Origin of the sequence: Kribbella sp. NBC_00359 (assembly GCF_036097425.1) — a bacterium.
Taxonomy (GTDB): Bacteria; Actinomycetota; Actinomycetes; order Propionibacteriales; family Kribbellaceae; genus Kribbella.
In genome coordinates this window covers 3,200,447-3,221,541 of the sequence record NZ_CP107975.1, presented here as the reverse complement: position 1 = coordinate 3,221,541, position 21,095 = coordinate 3,200,447, and the positions used below count along the sequence as shown (strand labels likewise).

At 69.6% G+C, this 21,095-nt stretch carries 22 protein-coding genes; 12 read left to right on the top strand and 10 right to left on the bottom strand.

The features are described 5' to 3' along the window. The first annotated feature begins 1 nt into the window (after nt 1). A complete protein-coding gene (locus OG876_RS15790) occupies nt 2–775 on the top strand; it encodes a thiazole synthase (protein WP_328525611.1) in 774 nt (257 codons plus the stop codon). Here the strand turns inward: OG876_RS15790 and OG876_RS15785 are convergent. Continuing rightward, on the bottom strand, nt 765–2,645 hold the full coding sequence (locus OG876_RS15785) for a DUF6807 family protein (protein ID WP_328525610.1): 1,881 nt from the start codon (nt 2,643–2,645) through the stop codon (nt 765–767). The two genes, OG876_RS15790 and OG876_RS15785, sit on opposite strands and share 11 nt — an antisense overlap. Nucleotides 2,646–2,745: 100 nt before the next feature. On the opposite strand from OG876_RS15785, the gene OG876_RS15780 reads away from it, so the two are divergent. Further along, entirely contained in the window at nt 2,746–3,138 is a 393-nt protein-coding gene (locus OG876_RS15780) for a RidA family protein (RefSeq protein ID WP_328525609.1), read from the top strand. 9 nt (nt 3,139–3,147) lie between these two features. On the opposite strand, the gene OG876_RS15775 is transcribed toward OG876_RS15780, so the two are convergent. Both OG876_RS15775 and OG876_RS15770 read right to left on the bottom strand, forming a co-directional pair. Next, nucleotides 3,148–4,020, bottom strand: a complete 873-nt coding sequence (locus tag OG876_RS15775; RefSeq protein WP_328525608.1) for a serine hydrolase — start codon at nt 4,018–4,020, stop codon at nt 3,148–3,150. Then, nucleotides 4,017–4,898: a LysR family transcriptional regulator gene (locus OG876_RS15770; protein WP_328525607.1), complete on the bottom strand. Its 882-nt coding sequence runs from the start codon at nt 4,896–4,898 to the stop codon at nt 4,017–4,019. The genes OG876_RS15775 and OG876_RS15770 overlap by 4 nt, the downstream gene beginning before the upstream one ends. Before the next feature lie 365 nt (nt 4,899–5,263). On the opposite strand from OG876_RS15770, the gene OG876_RS15765 reads away from it, so the two are divergent. Further along, the gene (locus OG876_RS15765) at nt 5,264–5,953 is read left to right on the top strand and encodes an MBL fold metallo-hydrolase (RefSeq protein ID WP_328525606.1); all 690 of its coding nucleotides are present in this window, start codon (nt 5,264–5,266) and stop codon (nt 5,951–5,953) included. Here OG876_RS15765 and OG876_RS15760 read toward each other — a convergent pair. Beyond that, nucleotides 5,943–6,686 (bottom strand): GNAT family N-acetyltransferase, encoded by a 744-nt coding sequence (locus OG876_RS15760; RefSeq protein WP_328525605.1) that lies wholly within the window; start codon nt 6,684–6,686, stop codon nt 5,943–5,945. The two genes, OG876_RS15765 and OG876_RS15760, sit on opposite strands and share 11 nt — an antisense overlap. 52 nt (nt 6,687–6,738) lie before the next feature. Continuing rightward, nucleotides 6,739–8,148 (bottom strand): MocR-like pyridoxine biosynthesis transcription factor PdxR, encoded by a 1,410-nt coding sequence (gene pdxR / locus OG876_RS15755; RefSeq protein ID WP_328525604.1) that lies wholly within the window; start codon nt 8,146–8,148, stop codon nt 6,739–6,741. 70 nt (nt 8,149–8,218) lie between these two features. Here pdxR and OG876_RS15750 point away from each other — a divergent pair, with 70 nt between their 5' ends. From OG876_RS15750 to OG876_RS15740, 3 genes are read left to right on the top strand one after another with little or no spacing between them, the layout of a single operon-like run. Continuing rightward, a complete protein-coding gene (locus OG876_RS15750; RefSeq protein ID WP_328525603.1) occupies nt 8,219–9,505 on the top strand; it encodes an FAD-binding oxidoreductase in 1,287 nt (428 codons plus the stop codon). 16 nt (nt 9,506–9,521) lie between these two features. Then, on the top strand, nt 9,522–9,887 hold the full coding sequence (locus tag OG876_RS15745; protein WP_328525602.1) for a DUF1622 domain-containing protein: 366 nt from the start codon (nt 9,522–9,524) through the stop codon (nt 9,885–9,887). A 7-nt stretch (nt 9,888–9,894) separates the two neighbouring features. Beyond that, nucleotides 9,895–10,392, top strand: coding sequence for a tetratricopeptide repeat protein (locus tag OG876_RS15740; RefSeq protein WP_328525601.1), 498 nt, complete (start codon nt 9,895–9,897; stop codon nt 10,390–10,392). A 12-nt stretch (nt 10,393–10,404) separates the two neighbouring features. Here the strand turns inward: OG876_RS15740 and OG876_RS15735 are convergent, their stop codons facing one another. From OG876_RS15735 to nhaA, 4 genes are all read right to left on the bottom strand, one after another. Continuing rightward, nucleotides 10,405–11,253, bottom strand: coding sequence for an SAM-dependent methyltransferase (locus tag OG876_RS15735; RefSeq protein WP_328525600.1), 849 nt, complete (start codon nt 11,251–11,253; stop codon nt 10,405–10,407). A gap of 329 nt (nt 11,254–11,582) precedes the next feature. Then, entirely contained in the window at nt 11,583–12,131 is a 549-nt protein-coding gene (locus OG876_RS15730; RefSeq protein WP_328525599.1) for a hypothetical protein, read from the bottom strand. A 141-nt stretch (nt 12,132–12,272) separates the two neighbouring features. Then, the gene (locus OG876_RS15725) at nt 12,273–12,740 is read right to left on the bottom strand and encodes a rhodanese-like domain-containing protein (protein ID WP_328525598.1); all 468 of its coding nucleotides are present in this window, start codon (nt 12,738–12,740) and stop codon (nt 12,273–12,275) included. A gap of 89 nt (nt 12,741–12,829) precedes the next feature. Further along, nucleotides 12,830–14,716, bottom strand: a complete 1,887-nt coding sequence (gene nhaA, locus OG876_RS15720) for a Na+/H+ antiporter NhaA (protein ID WP_328525597.1) — start codon at nt 14,714–14,716, stop codon at nt 12,830–12,832. 169 nt (nt 14,717–14,885) lie between these two features. Between nhaA and OG876_RS15715 the strand changes: the two genes are divergently transcribed. The 3 genes from OG876_RS15715 (at nt 14,886) to OG876_RS15705 (ending at nt 17,673) form a co-directional block, all read left to right on the top strand. Continuing rightward, nucleotides 14,886–15,569: a GAF and ANTAR domain-containing protein gene (locus OG876_RS15715; RefSeq protein ID WP_328526914.1), complete on the top strand. Its 684-nt coding sequence runs from the start codon at nt 14,886–14,888 to the stop codon at nt 15,567–15,569. Between the two features lie 253 nt (nt 15,570–15,822). After that, complete coding sequence (locus OG876_RS15710; RefSeq protein ID WP_328525596.1) at nt 15,823–16,968, top strand: ROK family transcriptional regulator; 1,146 nt, start codon at nt 15,823–15,825, stop codon at nt 16,966–16,968. Between the two features lie 36 nt (nt 16,969–17,004). Continuing rightward, a complete protein-coding gene (locus OG876_RS15705; RefSeq protein WP_328525595.1) occupies nt 17,005–17,673 on the top strand; it encodes a GNAT family N-acetyltransferase in 669 nt (222 codons plus the stop codon). On the opposite strand, the gene OG876_RS15700 is transcribed toward OG876_RS15705, so the two are convergent. Next, complete coding sequence (locus OG876_RS15700; RefSeq protein ID WP_328525594.1) at nt 17,617–18,150, bottom strand: CGNR zinc finger domain-containing protein; 534 nt, start codon at nt 18,148–18,150, stop codon at nt 17,617–17,619. The genes OG876_RS15705 and OG876_RS15700 overlap by 57 nt on opposite strands. Nucleotides 18,151–18,309: 159 nt before the next feature. Between OG876_RS15700 and alr the strand changes: the two genes are divergently transcribed. The 3 genes from alr to OG876_RS15685 are packed head-to-tail and all read left to right on the top strand — an operon-like array spanning nt 18,310 to nt 21,073. Then, nucleotides 18,310–19,446: an alanine racemase gene (gene alr / locus OG876_RS15695; protein ID WP_328525593.1), complete on the top strand. Its 1,137-nt coding sequence runs from the start codon at nt 18,310–18,312 to the stop codon at nt 19,444–19,446. After that, the gene (locus tag OG876_RS15690) at nt 19,443–20,408 is read left to right on the top strand and encodes a D-alanine--D-alanine ligase family protein (RefSeq protein WP_328525592.1); all 966 of its coding nucleotides are present in this window, start codon (nt 19,443–19,445) and stop codon (nt 20,406–20,408) included. Before alr ends, OG876_RS15690 begins: the two co-directional genes overlap by 4 nt. After that, nucleotides 20,405–21,073: a M15 family metallopeptidase gene (locus OG876_RS15685; protein ID WP_328525591.1), complete on the top strand. Its 669-nt coding sequence runs from the start codon at nt 20,405–20,407 to the stop codon at nt 21,071–21,073. The genes OG876_RS15690 and OG876_RS15685 overlap by 4 nt, the downstream gene beginning before the upstream one ends. Nucleotides 21,074–21,095: the final 22 nt, after the last annotated feature.

Genomic DNA, 21,095 nt, shown 5'->3' with positions numbered 1-21,095 from the left:
CATGGACGATCCACTGGAGCTCGGCGGGCGGACGTACACCTCGCGCCTGATCATGGGCACGGGCGGTGCGGCCAACCTGGAAGTGATGGAGGAGGCATTGATTGCCTCCGGCACCCAACTGACCACGGTCGCGATGCGCCGGCTCGGCACCGGCCACGAGGGCTCGGTGCTCGACGTGCTCAAGAAGCACGGCATCGACGTCCTGCCGAACACAGCAGGTTGCCACACCGCCGCCGAGGCGGTGCTGACCGCGAAGCTCGCGCGGGAGGCGTTGCAGACCGACCTGATCAAGGTCGAGGTCGTCGCCGACGACCACCTGCTGCTGCCCGATCCGATCGAGTTGCTCGACGCCGTGGACGCCCTGGTGGCCGACGGGTTCACGGTGCTGCCCTACACCAACGACGACCCGATTCTCGCGCGCCGGCTCGAGCAGGCCGGATGTGCCGCGGTGATGCCGTTGGCGGCGCCGATCGGTTCCGCGCTCGGCATCCGCAATCCGCACAACATCGCCCTCATCGTCGAAGCCGCGAACGTTCCGGTGATCGTCGACGCGGGCATCGGTACGGCGAGCGACGCCGCGCTGGCGATGGAGCTCGGCTGTGCCGCCGTCATGCTCGCGACCCCGGTCACCCGCGCCGAGAAGCCTGCCCTGATGGCCGCCGCCATGCGAGACGCCGTCTCCGCCGGCCGAGCCGCCCGCCTGGCCGGCCGCGTCCCCCGCCGCTGGCAGTCGGCCCTGGCCTCCTCGCCGACGACCGGTCTGCCTACGTTCTAGCCGCCAGTTCGGCAGCTTCGGCGAGGTCGACCGGGCGATCCAGCAGCAGCGCGGTGAGGGACAGGGCGAGGTCTTGGTTGGGCTGGAGGGTCAGCGGGCTGTCCCACGCCAGCGCTGGACCGGCACCGACGTACTCCGTGGCGCGAAGGAACCACGGGCGTACGTCGCCGGGCTGGACGAGGAGCAACGTGGTGATGATGTCGGCGCGACGCTGGACGAACGCGAGCCACGGACTCAGCGAGCCGAAGGCAGCATCGGCCCCTTCGCCGGCTGAGCTGAGGACAGTCGTGGTTTCGGCGGACGGCAGTCGCCAGAAGATGCCGCCGTACCCGGCGTCCGGGCGGCCCGTGGTGGCCGGGCTGTCGATGCGGATCGATCCGTAGCGCGCGGTGAGAACGCTCTGCCAGTCCAGCCGCCAGCCGCCCTCGGCCAGTGAACCCGTGAGTCGTCGGCGTTCGACCAGTTGCGGCCGGCCTTGTTCGTCGTACCAGGTGAGTTCGTCGCGCAGGGTGTGATCGTCGTCGACGGCTACGCTGCGACTGCGTTGCTGGCCGTGGTTGGTGAGCAGGGTCGGGCCCTGGCCCCGGACGAAGGTCCGGCCGCCCCAGTGGGAGGTGCCGTTGACCCCGGCGACCGCCAGCGAGACGCCGTAGTGATGCCGGTGGTCGACCGGGCCGGCCTCCGTGAGCGGTTGACCGCCGAGCGTCCGGACCGGATTCAGATATGGCCGCGGCGAGTGGACCTCCGGCGTCCGCCGCCCGAACTCGTACCGCGCGAGCATGCCGGAATCGCTACTGAGCTCGAAGATGTCGCCCTGCCGCTGCCAACCCACGCGCCCGGTCGGCGCATCCCCTTGCAGCCGCGGCGCCTGCGGCACCGGCCCGGTGCTCGCCCGCACCGCCAGCCGCAGCTCGGGTACGCCGTCCACCTCGGCATCCGACCCCGTGATCGTGGCGTACATCCGCCGCCACGCCAACTCCCCGAGGCCCTTCTGCGGCACCCGCACAGTCGTCAGCGACGGTACGGCGAACCGCGCCAAGCCGATGTCGTCCATCCCGGTCACCGACAGGTCCGCGGGTACGGCGACGCCGACTTCATTGAGTCGCGCGAGCAAACCGAAGGCCACCAGATCGTTGAACGCGACCACGGCCGTGACGTGCGACTCGAGGACCCGCTCGACAGCGGCGTACCCGTCCTCGATCGACCAGCCGCAGTCGAGCCGGACGATCTCCAGCCCCGGGATCTCCCGCTCGGCCACCTCGAGCGATCGCAGCCGGGCCGTGTTGGACGCGCTCGCCGACGGCCCGGACAGGAAGGCCAGCCGCCGGTGGCCCAGGCCGACGAGGTGATCCACGAGGATCCGCACCGCGCGGCCGTAGTCGACGACCACGGACGAGACCTCCGGAGGGCCCTGCCGGTTGACCAGGATCACCGGCTGCACCTGCGGCAGCAGTTCGAGCAGGCTCTCCTCCGGCAACCGCGGCGACACCATGATCAGCGCGTCGCACCGCCGCCGGGCCTCCACGGCGATGGCCGCCTCGGCGCTGGGGTCCTCATCGGTCTCGGCGACCAGGACGCGGTAGCCGGCCGCGGCCGAAGCGTTGGTGATGCCGCGCAGGATCTGCTGGAACAGCGGGTTGCCGAGATCCGGCACCACCAGCGCGATCATGTTCGTCCGGCCGAGGGACAGGCTGCGGGCCAGGTCGCTGGGCCGGTAGTTCAGCCGGTCGATGGCGGCCCGCACCCGCTCGGCGATGTCCGGCGCGACGGAGAGACGCCCGTTCATCACCCGTGACACGGTTGCCCGCGACACCTCCGCCGCCCGCGCGACGTCGGCGATCGTGATCGAGTCCTTCGGTGTCCGGCCCACGACGGTATCTTCTCTCGACGGAAACCGGTTTCTCAACCCCGTCCGCGATTTACCCGGCCAACCGGGAGAAGATGAGGCGACGACTCTCTGGGAGGAACTCTTGACCAAGCTCTCGTTCCCGCGGCCCGATGGTGTTGCCCCGGGCAACGGTTACAGCCATGTCGTGACCGGGCCGGGGCAGTGGGTGGCGATCGCCGGGCAGGTGGCACTGGATGCCGACGGGACGATCGTCGGGGTGGGTGACCCGGCCGCGCAGGCGCGCCAGGTGTTCGCGAACCTGGACGCGTGCCTGACGGCAGCCGGCGCCACCTTCGCCGACGTCGTGAAACTCAACTTCTTCGTCACCGACATCGCCTACCTGCCCGCGATCCGCGCGGCCCGCGACGCGTACGTCGACACCACCAACCCACCCGCCAGCACAGCCGTCCAGGTCGTAGCCCTCTTCAGCCCGGACGCCCTCCTGGAAGTCGAGGCCTACGCGGTCGTCAACTGACCGAAGCGGTCAGCGCAGGAGGTCGACCGCGACGCGGGCGGCTTCGCCGATGGCGGCGTCGACGCGTGGCTGCCGGAAATCGCCGCGCGCGGCCAGGGTGAAGATCGCGAGTGCGAAGGCGGCACCGTCGGGCAGGGTGACCACCCCGACCTCGTGGCGGAGGGCTCCGAACGTCCCGGTCTTCCCGGCGACGCGAATCGCGTCGTGCGGGAAGCCGGAGGCCAAGCGCTGGCCGAACACCTGCCGATGCATCGTCGCCTGCACGAACGCGGTCTGCTCGGGTGACAGCAACTCCCCCGCCCATAGTCGCCGCAACAGCGACGTCAGGTCCCGCGGAGTGCTCGCCGACGCATTCGCCGCCTCGTAGATCCCGGCCGGATCGGTCCGGTCGTTGTCCGCGAGTACGGCGAGTGCCGCATCCGGATCGTCGAGCCCGGTCCGGCGTTGCAGGTCACGCAGGTTCCCCGCGGTCCCTCGTCGTACCCAGGTCCGTTGCAGGCCGAAGGATTCCAGCAAGCCGGCCAGCCTCCGCAACCCGACCACATCGAGCAGCGCATCGGCCGACGCGTTGTCCGACACCGTCATCATCGACACCGCCAGGTCCCGCAGCGACACCGTCACCGGGTCCGCGAACAACGACAGCCCAGTCGGCCCGGCGGTCCGCGTCGACGGGTCCAGGGTCACCCGCTCGCGCGGATCGACGTCGCCCAGATCCACCAGCCGGCAGAACCCGGCGAGCAACGGCAGCTTGTACACAGACGCCATCGGTACGACGCGATCCGCATCCACCTCGATCGTCGACTCGGGCGCATCGAGGGCGACCGCATGCAACCAGCCGCGAACGCCGGCGTCGTCGAAGACCGCGCGGATCCGGGCGCTCACGAGGCCACCAACGCATCCGTGAGTTGCGCCATCACGTCCGCCGGGCGCAGGAACGGCGTACGCGTCCTGGACCAGACGAGCCGGAGCCGCAACGGCAGCGGATCATCGACGAGCCGGTGCCGGCCGATCCCCGGGGCGGCGAGCGCCGGATCCGCCGTCACCACCGCGACCTGACCCGCGGCCGCCATCGCCAGTCCGGCCCGTTCGTCCGTGACCACGACGGTCCCGCCGTCGGGCCGGTGCAACGCGAGCGTGTCCAGGAACAGATCCCGTGCCGCCGGCGCCTCGGCCCGCGGCCGGACGGCTATCGGCAGCCGCTCCAACTGCCGCAACTTCAGCTCCGAGCCGTCATCGGCCATCGCCGACGTCGGCACCAGCGCCCAGGTCGGCAGCAGCGTGACCGGCCCGGCCTCCAACCCGTCGAGCACGGCGGGATGCAGTACGGCGGCCAGCGTCAGCCGGCCCGCGGACACCTGAGCTACGAGCGAGCTGGTCGGCGCGGACAGCACCGTCACCCGGCTGCCCGGGATCACCGCACCACAAGCCGCCGCCACCGCGGCGCCGGCCGACGGCGGGACCTCCGGCGCGAGGCCGAGCCGGATCTCCGGCCCCTCCGGATCACGCCCGACCGCGGCCTGGTGCAGCTCCTCGATCGAGCTCAGTGCACGCCGCGCGTACGGCAACAACGCGGCGCCGGCCGAGGTCAGCTCGACCCGGCCCTGGCCGCGCTCGAACAGCTTGGCCCCGACCAGCGCCTCGAGCCGGCGCAGCCCTTGCGACAGCGGCGGCTGGGTGATGCCGACCACCCGGGCCGCGTCGCCGAAGTGCTGCTCCTCGGCCAGCGCGATGAAGATCTGCAGATGCCGCTCAGTCAGCATGACCCGGCTGACCTGCGCTGATATCTCCAGCCAATCGGTTCATGCGCAAGAGCATATTCGACAGAGTCCGACGGCCTCACCTTGACTGAAGCTCCGGTACGGCGAGAGGAGACACGGTGAAGGTGAGCGCAGAGGCATGCTGACGGGCGCGGCGGCGGTCGGAGCGGCCGGCGTGATCGGTGCGGCGACCCGCGAGGAGGCGGCCACGGCAGACACACAGGCCGGGACTCAAGTGGCGGGAGGGCGGACCCCGGTGGAGGTGACCTGGTTCGGGACCCACGCGTGGCAGCTGCGCTGCGGCAAGAGCGTCGTACTGACTGATCCGTGGCTCACCCGCTTCAAGACCGGCACGTTCACGCCGGAGGGTGCGGACCCCAACCAAGCTGGTGATCGAGCCCGAGGTGATCGATCGCCACCTCGGCACGGCCGACGCGATCCTCGTCCACCACGCGCATTACGACCACATGGCCGACGTACCGTACGTCGCGAAGAAGACGCAGGCGACAGTCCTGGGCACGCAGACCCACGTCAACCTGCTCCGCGCGATGCGCACCCAGGAAGACCTGCTGTCACCGGTGCGCGGCGGCGAGTACCTGCCCTTCGACGGCTTCACCATCGAGGTGTTCCCGTCCCTCCACTCCTGCGGCGGGAAGCGGCACACCTACGCGTGGCCGGGCTACCACCTGGAGTCCGTGCCACCACGCCCGCGGGTGATCGAGGACCTGGTGGAGGGCGGCACGCTCGCGTACGTGATCACGATCGGCGGCCTGCGCATCCTCAGCCTCAGTACGGCGAACTTCGACCAGAACGCACTGCGCGACCTGCAGGTGGACGTCGTGTTCGCGGCGCCCGGCGGCGAACCGGGCATCACCGACCGGCTGTTCGACACCATCAAGCCGGTGCGGAAGGTCAGCGCGACCCACTGGGACGACTTCGACAAGCCGCTCGACGAGCCGGGCGTTCCGTGGACCGATCTCGGTCCACTCCGCGCCTCGGCCGAGAAGTCCGGCGCGGAGTTCATCCTCCTGGATCACCTGGAGAAGATCACGCTCTGACCCGGTAGTGATACGAGGAGACGGTCTGGAAACCGAGGCGGTCGTAGAGGGCGCGCGCCGGTGCGTTGGCCTCGACCACGGCCAGCCAGACGCGGCCGATCCCCTGGACCGTTGCCGCCTGCAACAAGCCGTGGATGACGGCCTGGGCCAGTCCCTGCCGGCGCAGGTGCTCGTCGACGGCGAGGCAGTACAACCCCGACCAGTCGTCGACGAGCGCGAGCCGCCCGATCGCCGTGATCTGGTCGCCGGACCGGACGGCGGCGTACAGCGCCCGGCCGCGGTGGAGGATTTGCCGGGCGGTCGCCTGCTCGTCCGGTCCGCCGTGTCCGTCGACCCGCCACCAGAAGTCCGTCCAGCTGTCGTCCGGCGCCGGGGAAATATTCACCTCGACCGTCGGCTCGGGAAGCTTCGCGAGGATGTCGGCGACCTCGGCGCACTGCACGAGTGTCGGCGTCCGGATCTCATAGCCACGCGCCTCGAGCTGCGCGTCGAGGTCGGCGGGCCGGGCCGCCGAGCTGATCTGGAAGGACGGTGTGATGCCGTGCGCCTGGTACAGGTTTTCCACGTAGTCCAAGGCTTTTCCGAGATCGAACGGCGCATCCGCGGGCAGCACCGAGTTCGCTCGGAGGGTGACACCTGCGTTGCGGCGGATCAGCCAGCCGTCGAGTTCGGTGCTGTCCGCGGCGGGCCAGCCTTGGTTCATCAGTCCGTTCATGCGAGCTGTGGTGATCACTCGCCCAAGAGTAGAAGCAGGCGGATCAAATTGCAACGGATTACATAATTATTCATACACCTCGGAGTACACCGATCACGTCCGCCAGCAGATCGATGCCCTCGACAACTTCCTTCGGGGTGAGCGAGCCGTAGCCGAAGACCAGCCCGGCCGGCCCCGGGGCCGACACCCAGTACGGCGCCAGTCCGTAAACCCCCAGACCGCGTTCGAGCGCAGCCGCCTGGAGTGGCTCCTCGGCCAGATCCGGTGGCAGCAACGCCATCACATGCAGCCCCGCGGACACCCCGACCGGCTCGAACTCCGGCAGCCGCGCCGCCAGCCGATGGACCAGCGTGTCCCGCAGCAGGCGGTAGCGCGGCCGCATCCGGCGCAGATGCCGGTCGAACTCACCCCGGGCCACGAAGTCCGCGAACGCCAGCTGATCGAACACCGGCGATCCCCGATCGTCCATCAGCTTCGCCTGCGACATCGGCTCGACCAGCCGGGCCGGCAGGATCAACCATCCCAGCCGCAACCCGGGTGCGAGGGTCTTGCTCGCGGTCCCGGCGTACGCGACCCGATCTGGCGCAAGGCCCTGCATCGCCCCGATCGGCTCCCGGTCGTACCGGTACTCCGCGTCGTAGTCGTCCTCGAAGACAAGCCGATCGCCGCGAGCCGCCCAGGCCACCAGCGCCGCCCGGGTCTCGGCCGACGCCACCGCCCCGGTGGGGAACTGGTGCGCCGCCGTCACCAGTACGACGTCAGCTCCTGACCGTTCGAGCGCGTCGACATCGATCCCCGACTCCAGCACCCGTACGCCGACCGCCTCGAGACCGGCCGCCGCCGCGACGTCACGCAGGTCGTTGTCCGACGGGTCCTCGACCGCGAGCCGTCGATAACCCTGCGCGGCCAGGACTTGCAGGAGCAAGCGCGATCCCTGGGCGAACCCGTTGCAGATCAGCATGTTCTCCGGGCGGGCCGCCGTACCGCGGACGCGGTTCAGGTAGTCGGCGAGCGCCGTCCGCAGTTCGATGGTGCCGCGACCGTCCAGGTAGGCGAGGCTGCGGTACGGCGTCTCGTTCAGCACCCGGCGGATCGACCGGAGCCATGCGGCGCGCGGGAACTGCGAGACGTCCGGCCGGCTGTAGCGGAAGTCGATCCGCGGCGGACCGCTCGGCGACGGCTTCACCGCGGAAGGCTCGACCACGGCGATGTCGGCGACCTGCGTGTAGCCGCCGCCCCGACTGACCAGGTATCCCTCGGCAACCAGCTGTTGATAGGCCTCGACCACGACGCCACGGGACAGCCCGAGGTCCTGCGCGAGCGCCCGGGTCGACGGCATCACCGTGTCGGCGCGCAGCAGACCGGCCCGGATCCGCGTCCGGATCCCACTCTCCAGCTGCTGGTGCAGCGGTACGCCGGTGTCCCGCCGGAGCTCGACCAGCAGCTCGCCAGGCCCCGAACTGGTACTGATTCGGCTCACACAACTGGACCTTATCGGAGTACCGCAGCGCTGTCAGTGTTGAAGCAAGCCGATCAGAGAAGAGAGAACGATGACCACACTGCTGTGCTCCGGAGACCAGGGGTACGACGAGGCCCGGACTGTTTGGAACGCGATGATCGACCGCCGCCCCGCCGTGATCGCCCGGTGCGAGAGCACCGAGGACGTGGCCGCCGCGGTCCGGTTCGCCCGGACGAACGGCCTCGAGATCGGGGTCCGCTGCGGCGGCCACAACATCGCTGGTCTCGCCGTACCGGACGGCGGCCTGATGATCGACCTCACGCCGATGAACGCGGTCCGGGTCGATCCCGAGCGGCAGCTGGCGTGGGTCCAGGGCGGCGCGCTGCTAGGTGAGCTGGACAAGGCCGCGCAGCAGTACGGTCTCGCGACGACCGCGGGCAACGTCTCGCACACCGGCGTCGGCGGGCTCACGCTCGGCGGTGGGATGGGGTGGCTGGCCCGGCGATTCGGTCTGGCCTGCGACAACGTGGCGTCGTACGAACTGGTGACGGCGGACGGCTCCGTCGTGCGGGCGAGTGCCGACGAGAACCCGGAGCTGTTCTGGGGGCTGCGCGGTGGTGGCGGGAACTTCGGGATCGTCACCTCGTTCGAGTTCCGGCTGCACCAGGTGGGGACGCGGGCGCTCAGCGTCGAGTTCACCTACCCGGCGTCGGCGGGGTTCGAGGTACTGCGCGGGTGGCGTGAGCTGAACGCGAACGCACCGCGAGAGGCGACGTTCACCGCAAGCATCAAGCCGGACTCGATCACCGTCGGGTACGTATGGGTCGGCGAGGGCGGGTACGCCTTGCTGCCGGCGTTCCGCGCGCTGGGTCCGGTCAGCGATGAGGTTGTCGAGGAGACGTCGTACCTCGAGCTGCAGACCCGGGACGACAACGCGCAGGGTCACCGGTACCGCCGCTACTGGAAGGGCCACTACTTCAAGGCGCTGCCCGACGACGCGATCCGTGCGTTGCTCCGGACGCCGGGTGTGTCCGCCAGCCTGCAGGCGTACGGCGGCGCAATCGCCGACGTCCCCGATGACGACGCGGCCTTCAGCCACCGGGACACGCTGTTCGAGTTCGTCACCGCGACGCGCTGGGACGACCCGGCCGAGGACGAGAGCCGGATCGCACAACTCCGCGAGTACGCCGCGGCGCTGGCGCCGTACGCGCACGGGGCCTACGTGAACACGCTCAACGGCGACTCGATCAGCCGCGCGTTCCCGCCGGCCAAGCTGGCCCGGCTGACCGCGCTCAAAACGGCGTACGACCCGGCCAACGTCTTCCACCTCAACCAGAACATCCGCCCCGGCGAGGCGAGTGCGGAGACCGCCGCCTGACTGGTACCTGTTGAGGGTGGACTTCGAGTCGCTGTTCGCCGATGTGGCCCGCGTGATCGAGGGCACCGGCGTGGTCATCATGGCCATCGGCCTCGCCACAGTCCTGATCCGCTACCTGTACGACGTCGTCCGCAAGGGCACGAGCAGCTACCAGCAACTCCGCGTCAACCTCGGGCGGGTGATCCTGCTCGGCTTGGAGATCCTGATCGTCGGCGACATCATCCGCACAATCATCGTCGACACCTCGCTCCAGAACGTGCTGATCCTCGGTCTGATCGTGCTGATCCGGGTCGTCCTCAGCTTCGCCCTCGAGGTGGAGATCTCCGGCGCCTGGCCGTGGCAGCAACGCCGGTCCGAGCCGGCCCCGCCCGACGCGGCATGATGGTGTTGTGACTGAACTGACTCCGGAGTTGGCCGCGACGATCGAGGCGGCCTTCGCGCGCCGGGATCGGGACAACATGCAGCCGACCATCGACTTCTTCGAGAAGCTGCTGACCGAGCACCCGGACAACCCGTACGTGCTCTACGAGGTCGGCGGCTCGTACGACACCGATGGCCAGGAGGAGAAGGCGATCGGGTACTACGAGCGTGCGCTACCCCAGCTGACCGGGGAGATACGCCGGAAGTGCCTGCTGCAGTACGGCAGCACCCTGCGCAACCTCGACCGGTTCGACGAGTCGCTGGACGTGTTCAAGAAGGCGTGCGCCGAGTTCCCGGAGTCGGACTCGCTGCGGGTGTTCAAGTCGCTCACCCTGCACGCGGCCGGTCACAAGGACAAGGCGCTGGCCACGCTGCTGCTGGTGATCGCCGACCGGGTGGACAGCCCGGAGATCAAGCGGTACGAGGCCGCCATCCGCGGTAACGCCGACTACCTGGCCAACCTCTGAGGGACGGCCGGCTCACACTTTGCGGGCGACGCCGCCGTAGATGACGTCGCGGGCATCGGCCAGCTGCTCGTCCTCGGCCGACGCCTCCGCTCCGGGCGCGTGCCACTCGGCCAAACGGACCACGCCTGGATCAAGGAGCTCCAGCCCGGCGAACAGCGAGCCGATCTCCTCGACGGTCCGGAACGTCAGGGTCGGGAAGGCGGCCTTGACCTTCTCCGTCAGCTCCGTCGCCATCTGGTCGATCGCGCCGCCGTCGCGCGGATTGCACGCGTGGCTGATCGCCAAGTACGACCCCGGGGGTAGGGCGTCGACGTACTGCCGCAGGATCGCGCGGGCGTCGTCGAGGTCCTCGACGTAGTGCAGCATCAGCGCCATCACCAGCGCGACCGGCCGGCCCTCCGACAGGATGGCCTTCACGGCCGGGTCGGCCAGCACGTCGTCGGGCCGGGTCAGATCGGCGGCGGCGAAGTGCGTGCGGTCGTTGTCCAGCAGCAAGGCCCGCCCATGCGCGGCCACCGACGGGTCACGGTCGATGTACACCACCGAGGCGGAACGGTTCTGCGCCTGGGCGATCTGGTGGGTGTTCTGCGCCGTCGGCAACCCCGAGCCGGCGTCCACGAACCGCTCCACGCCGGCCGCACCGGCCAGCCAGCCGACCATCCGCCCGAGCCAGCTCCGGTTCACCCGGGCCCACTCCGGCGCCTCCGGCGCGATCTTCATGATCTGCCGGTACAGCTCGCGGTCGGACTCGTAGTTGTCCTTCCCGCCGAGGAAGTAGTCGTACACCCGGGCGACACTGGGCTTGGTCGTGTCGATCCCCTGGGCGATCAGCCCGCCGTCATCGCTCGGCTGACCCGTCACACTGTCTCCTCGCCGTCGGCGTCGCGTACTACGACGAGGTTATCGCACGGACAGTGAACCGATCAGCACGATGAGTTTCAAGGTGTGTAAAACCTCAAGAGCTACAGGCGTTTCAGCAGTCACTGCGAACGCACGCCCCCGCCGCGCTCGGTTGCACGAGCGCGTGGGGGCAGTGATCCCGGCGAACGCCGTGGTGATCCGTTACCTGCGGCGGGAGGTCCGCCGCGCGGTGCGTCGCCCAGTACGGCGTGCGACCCTGCGTGATCCGAACATGTGGTTCCTCCTGGTGGTGGAAAAGCACCGGTCGTCGTGAACGCCGGCTGGACAGGTCAACTGGCGGCGGACGCCTTCTCCATGTCGTGCAGTTCCTTGGCCTCTTCGGCCGACATCAGCCCGAGTCCGACCAGATCCAGCGGGCTGATGAAGCCGTCACTGATGCGGAAGCCGCCCGCCCGGGCGATCGCGTCCCGCAGCGGCACAGCCCAGTTGTGCTCCAGCAGGATGAGCGCCGCGGCGGAGTCGTTCGGGATGTCCTCGAGCACATCCCAGGCGTCCTCCTCGTCGAACACGTTCACCCCGCCCTGCTCGGCCACGGCCTCGGCGCCGGCTTCCGCCCCGGCCTCCATGCCCTCTTCACCCTCGAAGCCCAAGCCGATCAGCGCCCCGATCTTGCTACCGAGCTCGATCGCCTCCGCCTCGGTCAGGTTGCTGAGGTGCTCTACCTCGATCTCTCCGTCCGCGCTCTTGTAGACCGCCAGCGAGTCGATCACCCGAACGGTGTCACTCTCCCGCAGCCGCTCCAGCTCAGCGATGATCTCACCGTGGAACTCAGGGTGTGAGAACCCCAGCACGATGAGCTGCACTGGTCCGATTGCCATCTTCAAACCTCTTCCGTCTGGCCCGTTCCGGCGCACCCCGAGGGCGTCCGTCTCTTACCTCCCACCCTGGACGGCACGTCAGGACTGCGCCTCATCCCGCGCGGGTGAGCGCCGACGGCGATGACAACAGACACTGCAACTTCAGCACGCGCACGCGACGCCACGGGGTGCGGTGAGCGGATCGGGCAGGCGCCGGTCGATCCCGTCGGCCGTCTCCACCGGCAGACCTTCACGGGCCCAGTACTCGAAGCCGCCGATCATCTCCTTGACCGGGTAGCCCAGCCTGGCGAACTCCAGCGCGGCCTTCGTCGCACCGTTGCAGCCGGGCCCCCAGCAGTACGTCACCACCGTGACGCCGGCCGGTACGGCGGACGCCGCCCGGGCCGCGATCTCCCGGGTCGGCAGGTGGATCGCGCCCGGTACGTGACCCTGGTCCCAGCTCTCCTGGCTGCGGCTGTCGACCAGGACCCACCCGGTCACGCCGGCCCCGATGTCGGCGGCCACGTCCGAGACATCCGCCTCGAACGACAGCCGGCCGGCGAAGTGCGCGACGGCGGCCTCCGGTGCGGCGGCGGAGGTCTGCAGAACGGCCGAGGTCTGAACGGTCATGGCTGGCTCCTTAGTGATCAGGGAGCCACCAGCGTCAGGCATCACCGGCACTGCGCAACAGTGGCAGAAATGCCCTACTACTACAAGATTCAGCCACGCCGCGCGCTGATCTTGGCCCGGGCCCGGGCGGTCTTGATCGCCGCCTTCAGCGTCTCGACGTCGTACGCGCCGTAGTGCCGTTGGCCGTTGACGAAGAACGTCGGTGTGCCGGACACGCCGCTGGTGTCCGCGGACTCCACGTCCTGCGCGACCCGCGCCGCCGCCACGTGCCGCTTCACGTCGTCATGCAGCTTCGCGGTGTCCAGGCCGAGTTGCTCGGCGTACCCGATCAGGTCCGCCGGCTGCAGCTTGTCCTGGTTCGCGAGCAGCAGGTCGTGCATCCCCCAGAACGCCCCCTGCTTGGCGGCCGCCTCGGACACCTCGGCGGCGATCTGCGCGCGGGGATGGACGTCGCTGAGCGGCAGATGCCGCCAGACGAACCGCAGATCGTCGTCCTGCAGCACGTCCCGGAGGATGGGCTCCGCCATCCCGCAGTACGGGCACTCGAAGTCGCCGTACTCCACCAGGGTCACCGACGCGGTCTCCGGGCCGCGGATGTGGTCCCGCTCGGGATCGACCGGGTCGGTCAGATCGAGCAACTGCTCCGCGTCGCCGAGCAACGCCAGCGCCTTCTTCGGCGGTGAGAGCAGCTTGGCCGCATGGAACACCAGCCAGGTGAGCCCGGAGGCGACGATCACCGCCGACAGCAGGCCGACCTTCGCCTCCGCCAACTGCGGCCCCTCGAACGCGATCGTTGCTATCAGCAAGGAAACCGTGAAGCCGATCCCGGCGATGGTGCCGCTGCCGACGACCGCGGCCCAGCCGACGGTCGGCCGGAACCGGCCCCGGCTGACGCGATCCAGCAGCCAGGACACCGACGTCACCGCGACCGGCTTGCCGACCACGTAGCCGATCAGGATGCCGAGCGTGATCGGCGCCGCGTACGCGCGGCCGAGGAATGCGGCATCGATGGTGACACCGGCGTTGGCCAGGCCGAACAGCGGGACGATCAGGTAGCTGGTCCACGGGTGGTAGAGATACTGCAACCGCTCGTTCGGCGAGATCGTCGCGGTCAGCCCGACCGTCGCGGAGCGCGCCAGCTCGGGGGTCGGCTGCTCGCGGAACAGCCGGAACAACCCGGACGCCTCCTCCAGCTCCTCCCGGCCAGGTGAGTACGCCGTGGCCGTCAGCCCGATCGCGAGTCCGGCGACGACGGGATCGACACCGCTCTTGAGCAACGCGGCCCACATGATCACGCCGAGTACGACGTACGCCCAGGCCTTGCGGACGTGGAACAGGGCGAGGCCAAGGACGACGCCGAACGCCCCGATGGCTGCCACCAGCGGCATCAATTGGATGTTCTCGCTGTAGACCACGGCGATCACGACGAGCGCGAGCAGGTCGTCGACCACGAACACCGTCAGCAGGAACACCCGAACGCGGTCCGGGACCCCACGACCCACCAGCGCGAGCAGGCCGAGCGCCAGCGCGGTGTCGGTGGACATCGCGACACCCCAGCCGTGCGAGCCCGCGCCGCCGGCGTTGAAGGCCAGGTAGATGAGCACCGGCGCGACCATCCCGCCGACGCCGGCCAGCACCGGCAGCACGAACCGGCTGCGGTCACGCAGGTCGCCGAGGTCGAACTCGCGGCGCGCTTCGAGGCCGACCACCAGGAAGAACAGCGTCATCAGGCCGCTGTTGATCCACTCCCGCAGGTCCAGGCTCAGGACGTTGTGGCCGAGTCCGATCGACAGGTCGGTCCGCCAGAAATCGTCGTACATCCCTGGCAGGACATTGGCCCACAGGAGTGCGACCACGATCGCCGCGGCGAGGACGCCGGAGCTGCCCGCCTCGGTCCTGAGGAACGCCCGGAGCGGTGCCGCGAACTCCCGCCGCCAGTTGGTCCGGCCGCTCAGCAGCGCGGGGAAGTCCGTCATGGCATCACTCTAACGTTCTGGGTTGAAGGACCCAGAAAAATCCGTGCTGATCCGGCTAACAGTTCGGGGCTCGTGGGCTGCATGATGTGTCCTGAGGATCACTCCAGCCACGGGGTGCCCGATGGCTTGAGCACGACTGGAGTCCCCTGTGTCCGAGCAATACCTCGCCATGAGCGCGTCCGCGGACTCGTTCGCGCGACTGGCGATCGAGATGCATGAAGCACCCGGGGTGGAGGAGACGATCGATGCCGTCGTCCAGTTCGCCCTGCAGGCCTTGAGTTGCACGTATGCCGGCGTCGCGCTGTACGCCCGCGGTTCACGCCCAGAGGTCGCGGCGGTCACGGATCCGGTCGTCGCCGACGTCTACGACCTGCAGCTCAGCAGCCAGACCGGACCACTGGTCACCGCACTGCAGGAGAAGACAACCGTCCTGATCCGCGACACGACCACCGACGGCCGCTGGCCCGAGTGGGCCGCCAAGGTCGCCGCGCTCGGAGTCCGCAGCGTCCTCGATGTACCGCTCGTCACCGGCGGCGGGGCCCACCAGACGGTCGGTGTGCTCGGCCTCTACAGCCCGGTCGCGGACGCCTTCGACGCCGACGACGAGGCGATCGCGCACATCCTCGCCCGGCACGCCTCGGTCGCGGTCGCCTCCGCACGGCACGAGGCGACGATGGCCCAGGCCGTCGACGCCCGCAAACTCGTCGGCCAGGCGATGGGCATCCTGATGGAACGCTTCGACGTCGACGGCGACCGGGCCTTCGCCATCCTCAAGCGCTACTCCCAGGACACCAACACCAAGCTCCGCGACGTCGCCCAGCACCTGATCGACACCCGCAAACTCCCGCACTAGTCCGGTACGCCAGTCGCCCGACCTGAGAGGGCGCAGGCGAATCTGACACCGTTGTCCAGGGAACATTTGCCGAAATCGGGTGCATACTTCGAGAAGAATTGGGTACGGCGCCCGCGGATGGTTCATCTGTGCAAAGGGTGGGGACACCTGAGCGCCCTTGGGTTGAGCATGACGCCGGGACTTGTGCGGCCAGAACGGCGGACCGGGTCACGTCCCGGCGTCCTCACCCCGATCGCGCGGCTACCCTGTCGAGATGGGTGAGTGGCGGCCGCTCTCGGGGCCTTCGCGGCAGGTGGCGCTGGAGATCCTGCTGGACGGTCCGCTGTCGCGTGCCGAGTTGTCCCGCCGGGTCGGCCTGTCGCCGGGAAGCCTGACCCGCCTGACGAAACCGATGGTCGAGTCCGGACTGCTGGTCGAGGTGGCCGGCGGACCGACGGACGCGCGGGTGGGCCGGCCGTCGCAGCCACTCGACCTCGACGCGGCCGCCCACCATTTCGTCGGCATCAAACTGACCGGCGACTCGGCGATCGGCGTACTGACAACGCTGCGTGCCGAGGTGATTGCGAGCGCCGAGCGTCCGCTGACCGATCCGACCCCGTCCGTCGTGGCCGAGCTCGTCCTCGAGCTCACCGACGACCTCGCGATCCAGGTGCCCGGCGGGACCCCGATCACCGGGCTCGGGGTGGCCCTCGGCGGCCGGGTGGCGAACAACACCGAGGTCCGCTGGGGGCCGTACCTGAACTGGGTCGACGTACCGTTCGGCGAGATCATGGCCGCCCACACCAGCATCCCCGTCGTGATCGCGAACGACCTCACCGCGCTGACCGAGGCGACCCACTGGTTCGGCGCCGGCCGGAGCGCCGACCGCTTCGTGCTGCTGACGATCGGGGCCGGAGTCGGGTACGGACTGGTTGTCCACAACCTGACCGTCGACAGTCCCGACACAGACATCGGCACCATCGGGCACTACCCACTGCTGCCGGACGGCCCCCGCTGCGAGCGCGGCCACCGCGGCTGCGCGCTCAGCCTGCTGACCGTCAGCGCGATCACCGAACAGGTCAGCGCGGCGGTCGGCCGGACGGTCGGCTACGACGAGAGCCTCGATCTCGCGGCCAAGGGCGACCCAGCGGCGAGCGCGGTGATCGGCCGCGCGGGCCGCGCGCTGGGCAAGCTGATCGCGGCGGCCGCGAACTTCACCATGCCCGAGCTCGTCGTCCTCGGCGGCGAGGGCGTCCGGCTCGCCGAAGTCGCGCACGCCGACCTGCTGGCCGCCCTGCACGCGGACCGGCATCCGTCCTCCGCGGAACTGCCGATGGTGCTGCAGCCCGCCGACTTCACCGAGTGGGCTCGCGGCGCCGCAGTGGTCGCGATCCAGACCTTCGTCCTCGGAACCGAGTAACTGACTATCAGGCGATAAACAGTTACACTCCAGCCCATGGACTCAGTGAGGCGATGGCTCGAGGGCTGGCGGCTCTGCCGCGGACTGGAACCAGTGATCGAGTATGACGACGCGCTGGCCGCCGTACTGCGGTTGCCCGGACGCGAGCGGGAGTTGTTCGCGCTCGGCGACGACCCGGCGACCGTGGATCGGCTCGCGGCGCAGGTGTCCGGGGACACCTGGTTGACCGTGACGACGCAGCAGGGCGACGACATTGCCCGACGACTCGCGGCCGCGGGCGTGCAGCCGTTCGCGGAGCAGAAGACGCTGATGTCGATCGATTTGCGTGAACACCCGCAACCGACGACAGCGGCGTACCGACTTGAGGTGAGCTCCGACGGGGCGCTGGAGTATGTACGCATGCTGGCGGCCGACGGCACGGTCGCGGCGCGGGGTATGGCGGCGATCGTCGGGAGCGACGCGGTGATGCATGACATCCAGACCGATCCGGCGCATCGGCGACGCGGGCTGGGCAGCGTCGTGATGGGCGCGCTCAGCCGGCGGGCCTTGGAGCGCGGCGCGCGGACGGGGTTGCTGATGGCGACCACCGACGGGTTCCACCTCTACCGGAAGCTCGGCTGGTTGCTGGAGGCAACCATGGTGACCGGGTCAGGCAGTTCGCGCGCGGTGGGCGGCGACCTTGGTGCGGTTCTGGCAGGCCGTTGAGCAGAACCGCTGCGTGCGGCTCCGGGTCGCGTCGAGGAACAGGTCGTCACAGCGGGTCGCCTCGCACCGGCGGAGACGTTCGACCTCGTCGCTGCCGAGCAGCATCGCCGCCGCTGTCGCGAACTCGGCGATCCAGCCAGTCGCCCCAGGCCCGCCGAAGTGCAGATGCCACGGCGCCCCGTCGTCCCGCACCAGCTGTGGCGCCGCCTTCGTATCCCTGAGCAAGTCGTTCACCTGGTCGACGGCCGCGTCCACATCCGGCAGACGGCTTAGAGCGTCGTACAACTGCTTGCCCCCGGACGCGTACGCCGCCACGTCCACCTCGCCGACGCGGTTTGTGGTCAGTCGCAGTACGGCGCGGATGTCGTCCGCCTCGGGTGGGACCGCCGGCCGCCCTTGGCGCGTGGCCGATCCGAAGGTGTTCGCCAGTGCGATCGCCGCGACCAGCGACGCCTTCAGGTGATCCGTAGCCTCCACTCCGCCATTATCGCGTGACGGCGGAAAATCGTTCATCCGGAGGAGGTGGGTCAGACCAGGGCACTGCGACGTCTGCTACCAGGGTCGTACGCCCGGGCGGGGGAACATCCGCCCGGGCTCCGATGCCGCAGATCGTTGCCGGGACCAACAATGACGGACATGAACCTGGTTGAGTCCCGCCACCGCCCTGCAGTCCGTGGGATCGCCGGCCTGTCCGAGGCCGTCGTCGACCTCGCGGCCGTTCGCGACAACGTCCGCACCTTCCGGCGGCTGGTGCCGCAGGACATCCTCGCGGTGGTGAAGGCCGACGCCTTCGGTCACGGCGCCGTACCGGTGGCCCGGGCCGCGGTCGAGGCCGGCGCGACCTGGCTCGGCGTGGCCCACGCCGACGAGGCGCTGCAGCTGCGCGCCGGGGGCCTGACCGTTCCGATCCTGACTTGGTTGTACGACGCAACCGAACTGCTGCTGCTCGGCGATCTCGAGGTGGATGTCAGCGTCTCGACCGTCGCCGAACTCCAGCGCGTCGTCTCCATTCCTTCTGTGCACTTCGTGCACCTCAAGCTGGACACCGGACTTCATCGGGCGGGCAGTGCACCTGACCAGTGGATCGAACTCACGCGTGCGGCGGCGCACTACGAGGCGCTCGGCGCCGTCACGGTCCGCGGGATCTGGTCTCATCTCTCGCACGGTGAGTCGCCCGATGCCGCGCAAAGCCGGCGGCAACTGCAGCTCCTGCGGACCGGGGTGAGCCTTGCCCGCCGGGCCGGGTTGCGGCCGAGCGTCGTACATCTGGCCAACTCGGCCGGCGCGATCACGCTGGACGCGCCGGACTGCGATCTGGTCCGGATCGGCGCCGGTCTGTACGGCATCGACGAGGTCGGCATCGGATTGCGGCCTGCGATGCGGCTGACCAGCAAGCTGGCCCAGGTACGCCGGATCCGCGCCGGCGAAGGGGTTTCGTACGGGCACGACTACGTCGCGGACCGGGACACCACGATCGGACTGGTCCCACTCGGGTACGCCGACGGGATCCCGCGGGTCGCCGTACGTCGGGCCGGTGTGCAGTGCCGGGGCGTGCGGATGCCGGTGATCGGCCGGATCGCGATGGACCAGTTCGTCGTCGACGCCGGTGAGCTGGCGGTCGAGCCCGGTGAGCCGGTGACCGTGTTCGGAGACGGCTCGGGTGGCGAGCCGACCGCCGCTGAGTGGGCCGACTGGGCGGGGACCATCCCGCACGAGATCTACTGCGGCATCGGATCCAGGGTGCCCCGTCGTTACGAGGAGGGCATCCGATGAAGGTCGCGGTGGTGCTGGGTGGCGCGAGTCCTGAGCGCCGGGTCTCGCTGGCCAGCGGCAAGGGCATCGTGAAGGCGGTCGAGCTGCTCGGCCACACGGCGATCCCGTTGGTGATCGATGCCGCCGGCAACTGGTTGGACGGGCAGCACGAGGCGATCGAGATCCTGCAGGCGTGCGACGTCAGTATCCCCGCCTTGCATGGTGAGGGCGGTGAGGACGGCACGCTGCAGGGCTTCTTCCAGCAGCTGAAGATCCCGTACGTCGGCAGTGGCGTGGCAGCCAGCGCGGTCGGGCTGGACAAGCGGCTCACCAAGGCGGTCCTCATGGCGCACGGCATCGCGGTCACTCCGGGCGTGACCCTGCGCGGTCCGGACCTGACGGACATCGAGGCTGCGATGCAGAAGATCAAAGTGGCCGGCCTCGAGTTCCCGGTGTTCGTCAAGCCTGGCAACGGCGGCTCGAGCTTCGGCGTGACCCGGGCGACGGACCTGCCGACGCTGTCGGCCGCGATCGCGGATGCCGCCGTACTGGATCCGGTCGTGCTGGTGGAGCGGGAGATGGTCGGCCGGGAGGTCGACCTGGCCGTGCTGGAGTTCCCGGACGGGCGCGTCGACACGGCACCGGCGCTGGAGATCCACGCTGATCCGGCCGAGCCGTTCTTCAACGCGACGGCCAAGTACGACAGCGGCGCCACGCGGTTCGTCGTACCCGCGCCGCTCGAACCCGGGCTGGCCGACCGGCTTCGGCGTACGGCGATCGATGTCTTCAACGTACTCGGGTGCAAGGGGCTGGCCCGGGTGGACTTCTTCGTGCCGGCCGATGGAGAGCCGGTGGTCAACGAGATCAACACGTTTCCCGGGTTCACCCCGGCGTCACAGTTCCCGCGGATGTGGGCGGCGGCCGGGATGTCGTACGCCGAGGTCGTCGACACGCTGATCCGGACGGCGGTGGCTCAGCAGTGACGGTTCTGTTGAGTGACGAACGGATCACGCGGATCCCGGCGATCGAGAGCGGTGAACCGCTGGTCGACCTCTCGACCCGGGACATCTCGACGCCGGACCGGCAGTTCGCCCGGGAGGGCGTCGCCGAGCGGCTGGCGCTGGCGGACACGTTTCTGCCGGCCGGGATTCGGCTGCATGTGGTGGAGGGGCTGCGGCCGATCGAGAGCCAGCAGGACATCTACGACGGCTACCGGGCGGAACTCGAACGCCTGCATCCGGGCATCTCCGACCACGAGGTGCATGTGCTGGCGAGCCGGTTCGTGTCTCCGGTCGGGGTCGCGCCGCACGTGGCCGGGGCCGCGGTCGACCTCACGCTGATCGGTGCGCACGGTCCGCTCGATCTTGGTACGCCGATCGACGCGACACCCGAGCAGAGCAACGGCGCGTGCTTCTTCGCGGCGGCCACCATCAGCCGCGAGGCACGGACGAATCGCTCGCTGCTGGCCGACGTACTGTCCGCTGCCGGACTGGTGAACTACCCGACCGAGTGGTGGCACTGGTCCTACGGCGACCGCTACTGGGCCTACCTCGAGGACCGCCCCGCCGCGCTGTACGGTCCGGTGTCCAGCCCTTTCGGCGTTGGTGCAACCACGCACGGGGCCCGCCCGGACCGCGTCACGACGTAAATGTCGAGCCCGGTCGCACACC

Excerpts from the sequence above, each read along its gene's own strand:
- OG876_RS15790 (WP_328525611.1), top strand. The coding sequence starts at position 2 with ATGGACGATCCACTGGAGCTCGGCGGGCGGACGTACACCTCGCGCCTG.
- OG876_RS15770 (WP_328525607.1), bottom strand. The coding sequence starts at position 4,898 with ATGCTGACTGAGCGGCATCTGCAGATCTTCATCGCGCTGGCCGAGGAG.
- OG876_RS15750 (WP_328525603.1), top strand. The coding sequence starts at position 8,219 with ATGACCACACTGCTGTGCTCCGGAGACCAGGGGTACGACGAGGCCCGG.
- OG876_RS15730 (WP_328525599.1), bottom strand. The coding sequence starts at position 12,131 with ATGGCAATCGGACCAGTGCAGCTCATCGTGCTGGGGTTCTCACACCCT.
- OG876_RS15725 (WP_328525598.1), bottom strand. The coding sequence starts at position 12,740 with ATGACCGTTCAGACCTCGGCCGTTCTGCAGACCTCCGCCGCCGCACCG.
- nhaA (WP_328525597.1), bottom strand. The coding sequence starts at position 14,716 with ATGACGGACTTCCCCGCGCTGCTGAGCGGCCGGACCAACTGGCGGCGG.
- OG876_RS15715 (WP_328526914.1), top strand. The coding sequence starts at position 14,886 with ATGAGCGCGTCCGCGGACTCGTTCGCGCGACTGGCGATCGAGATGCAT.
- OG876_RS15710 (WP_328525596.1), top strand. The coding sequence starts at position 15,823 with ATGGGTGAGTGGCGGCCGCTCTCGGGGCCTTCGCGGCAGGTGGCGCTG.
- OG876_RS15705 (WP_328525595.1), top strand. The coding sequence starts at position 17,005 with ATGGACTCAGTGAGGCGATGGCTCGAGGGCTGGCGGCTCTGCCGCGGA.
- alr (WP_328525593.1), top strand. The coding sequence starts at position 18,310 with ATGAACCTGGTTGAGTCCCGCCACCGCCCTGCAGTCCGTGGGATCGCC.
- OG876_RS15690 (WP_328525592.1), top strand. The coding sequence starts at position 19,443 with ATGAAGGTCGCGGTGGTGCTGGGTGGCGCGAGTCCTGAGCGCCGGGTC.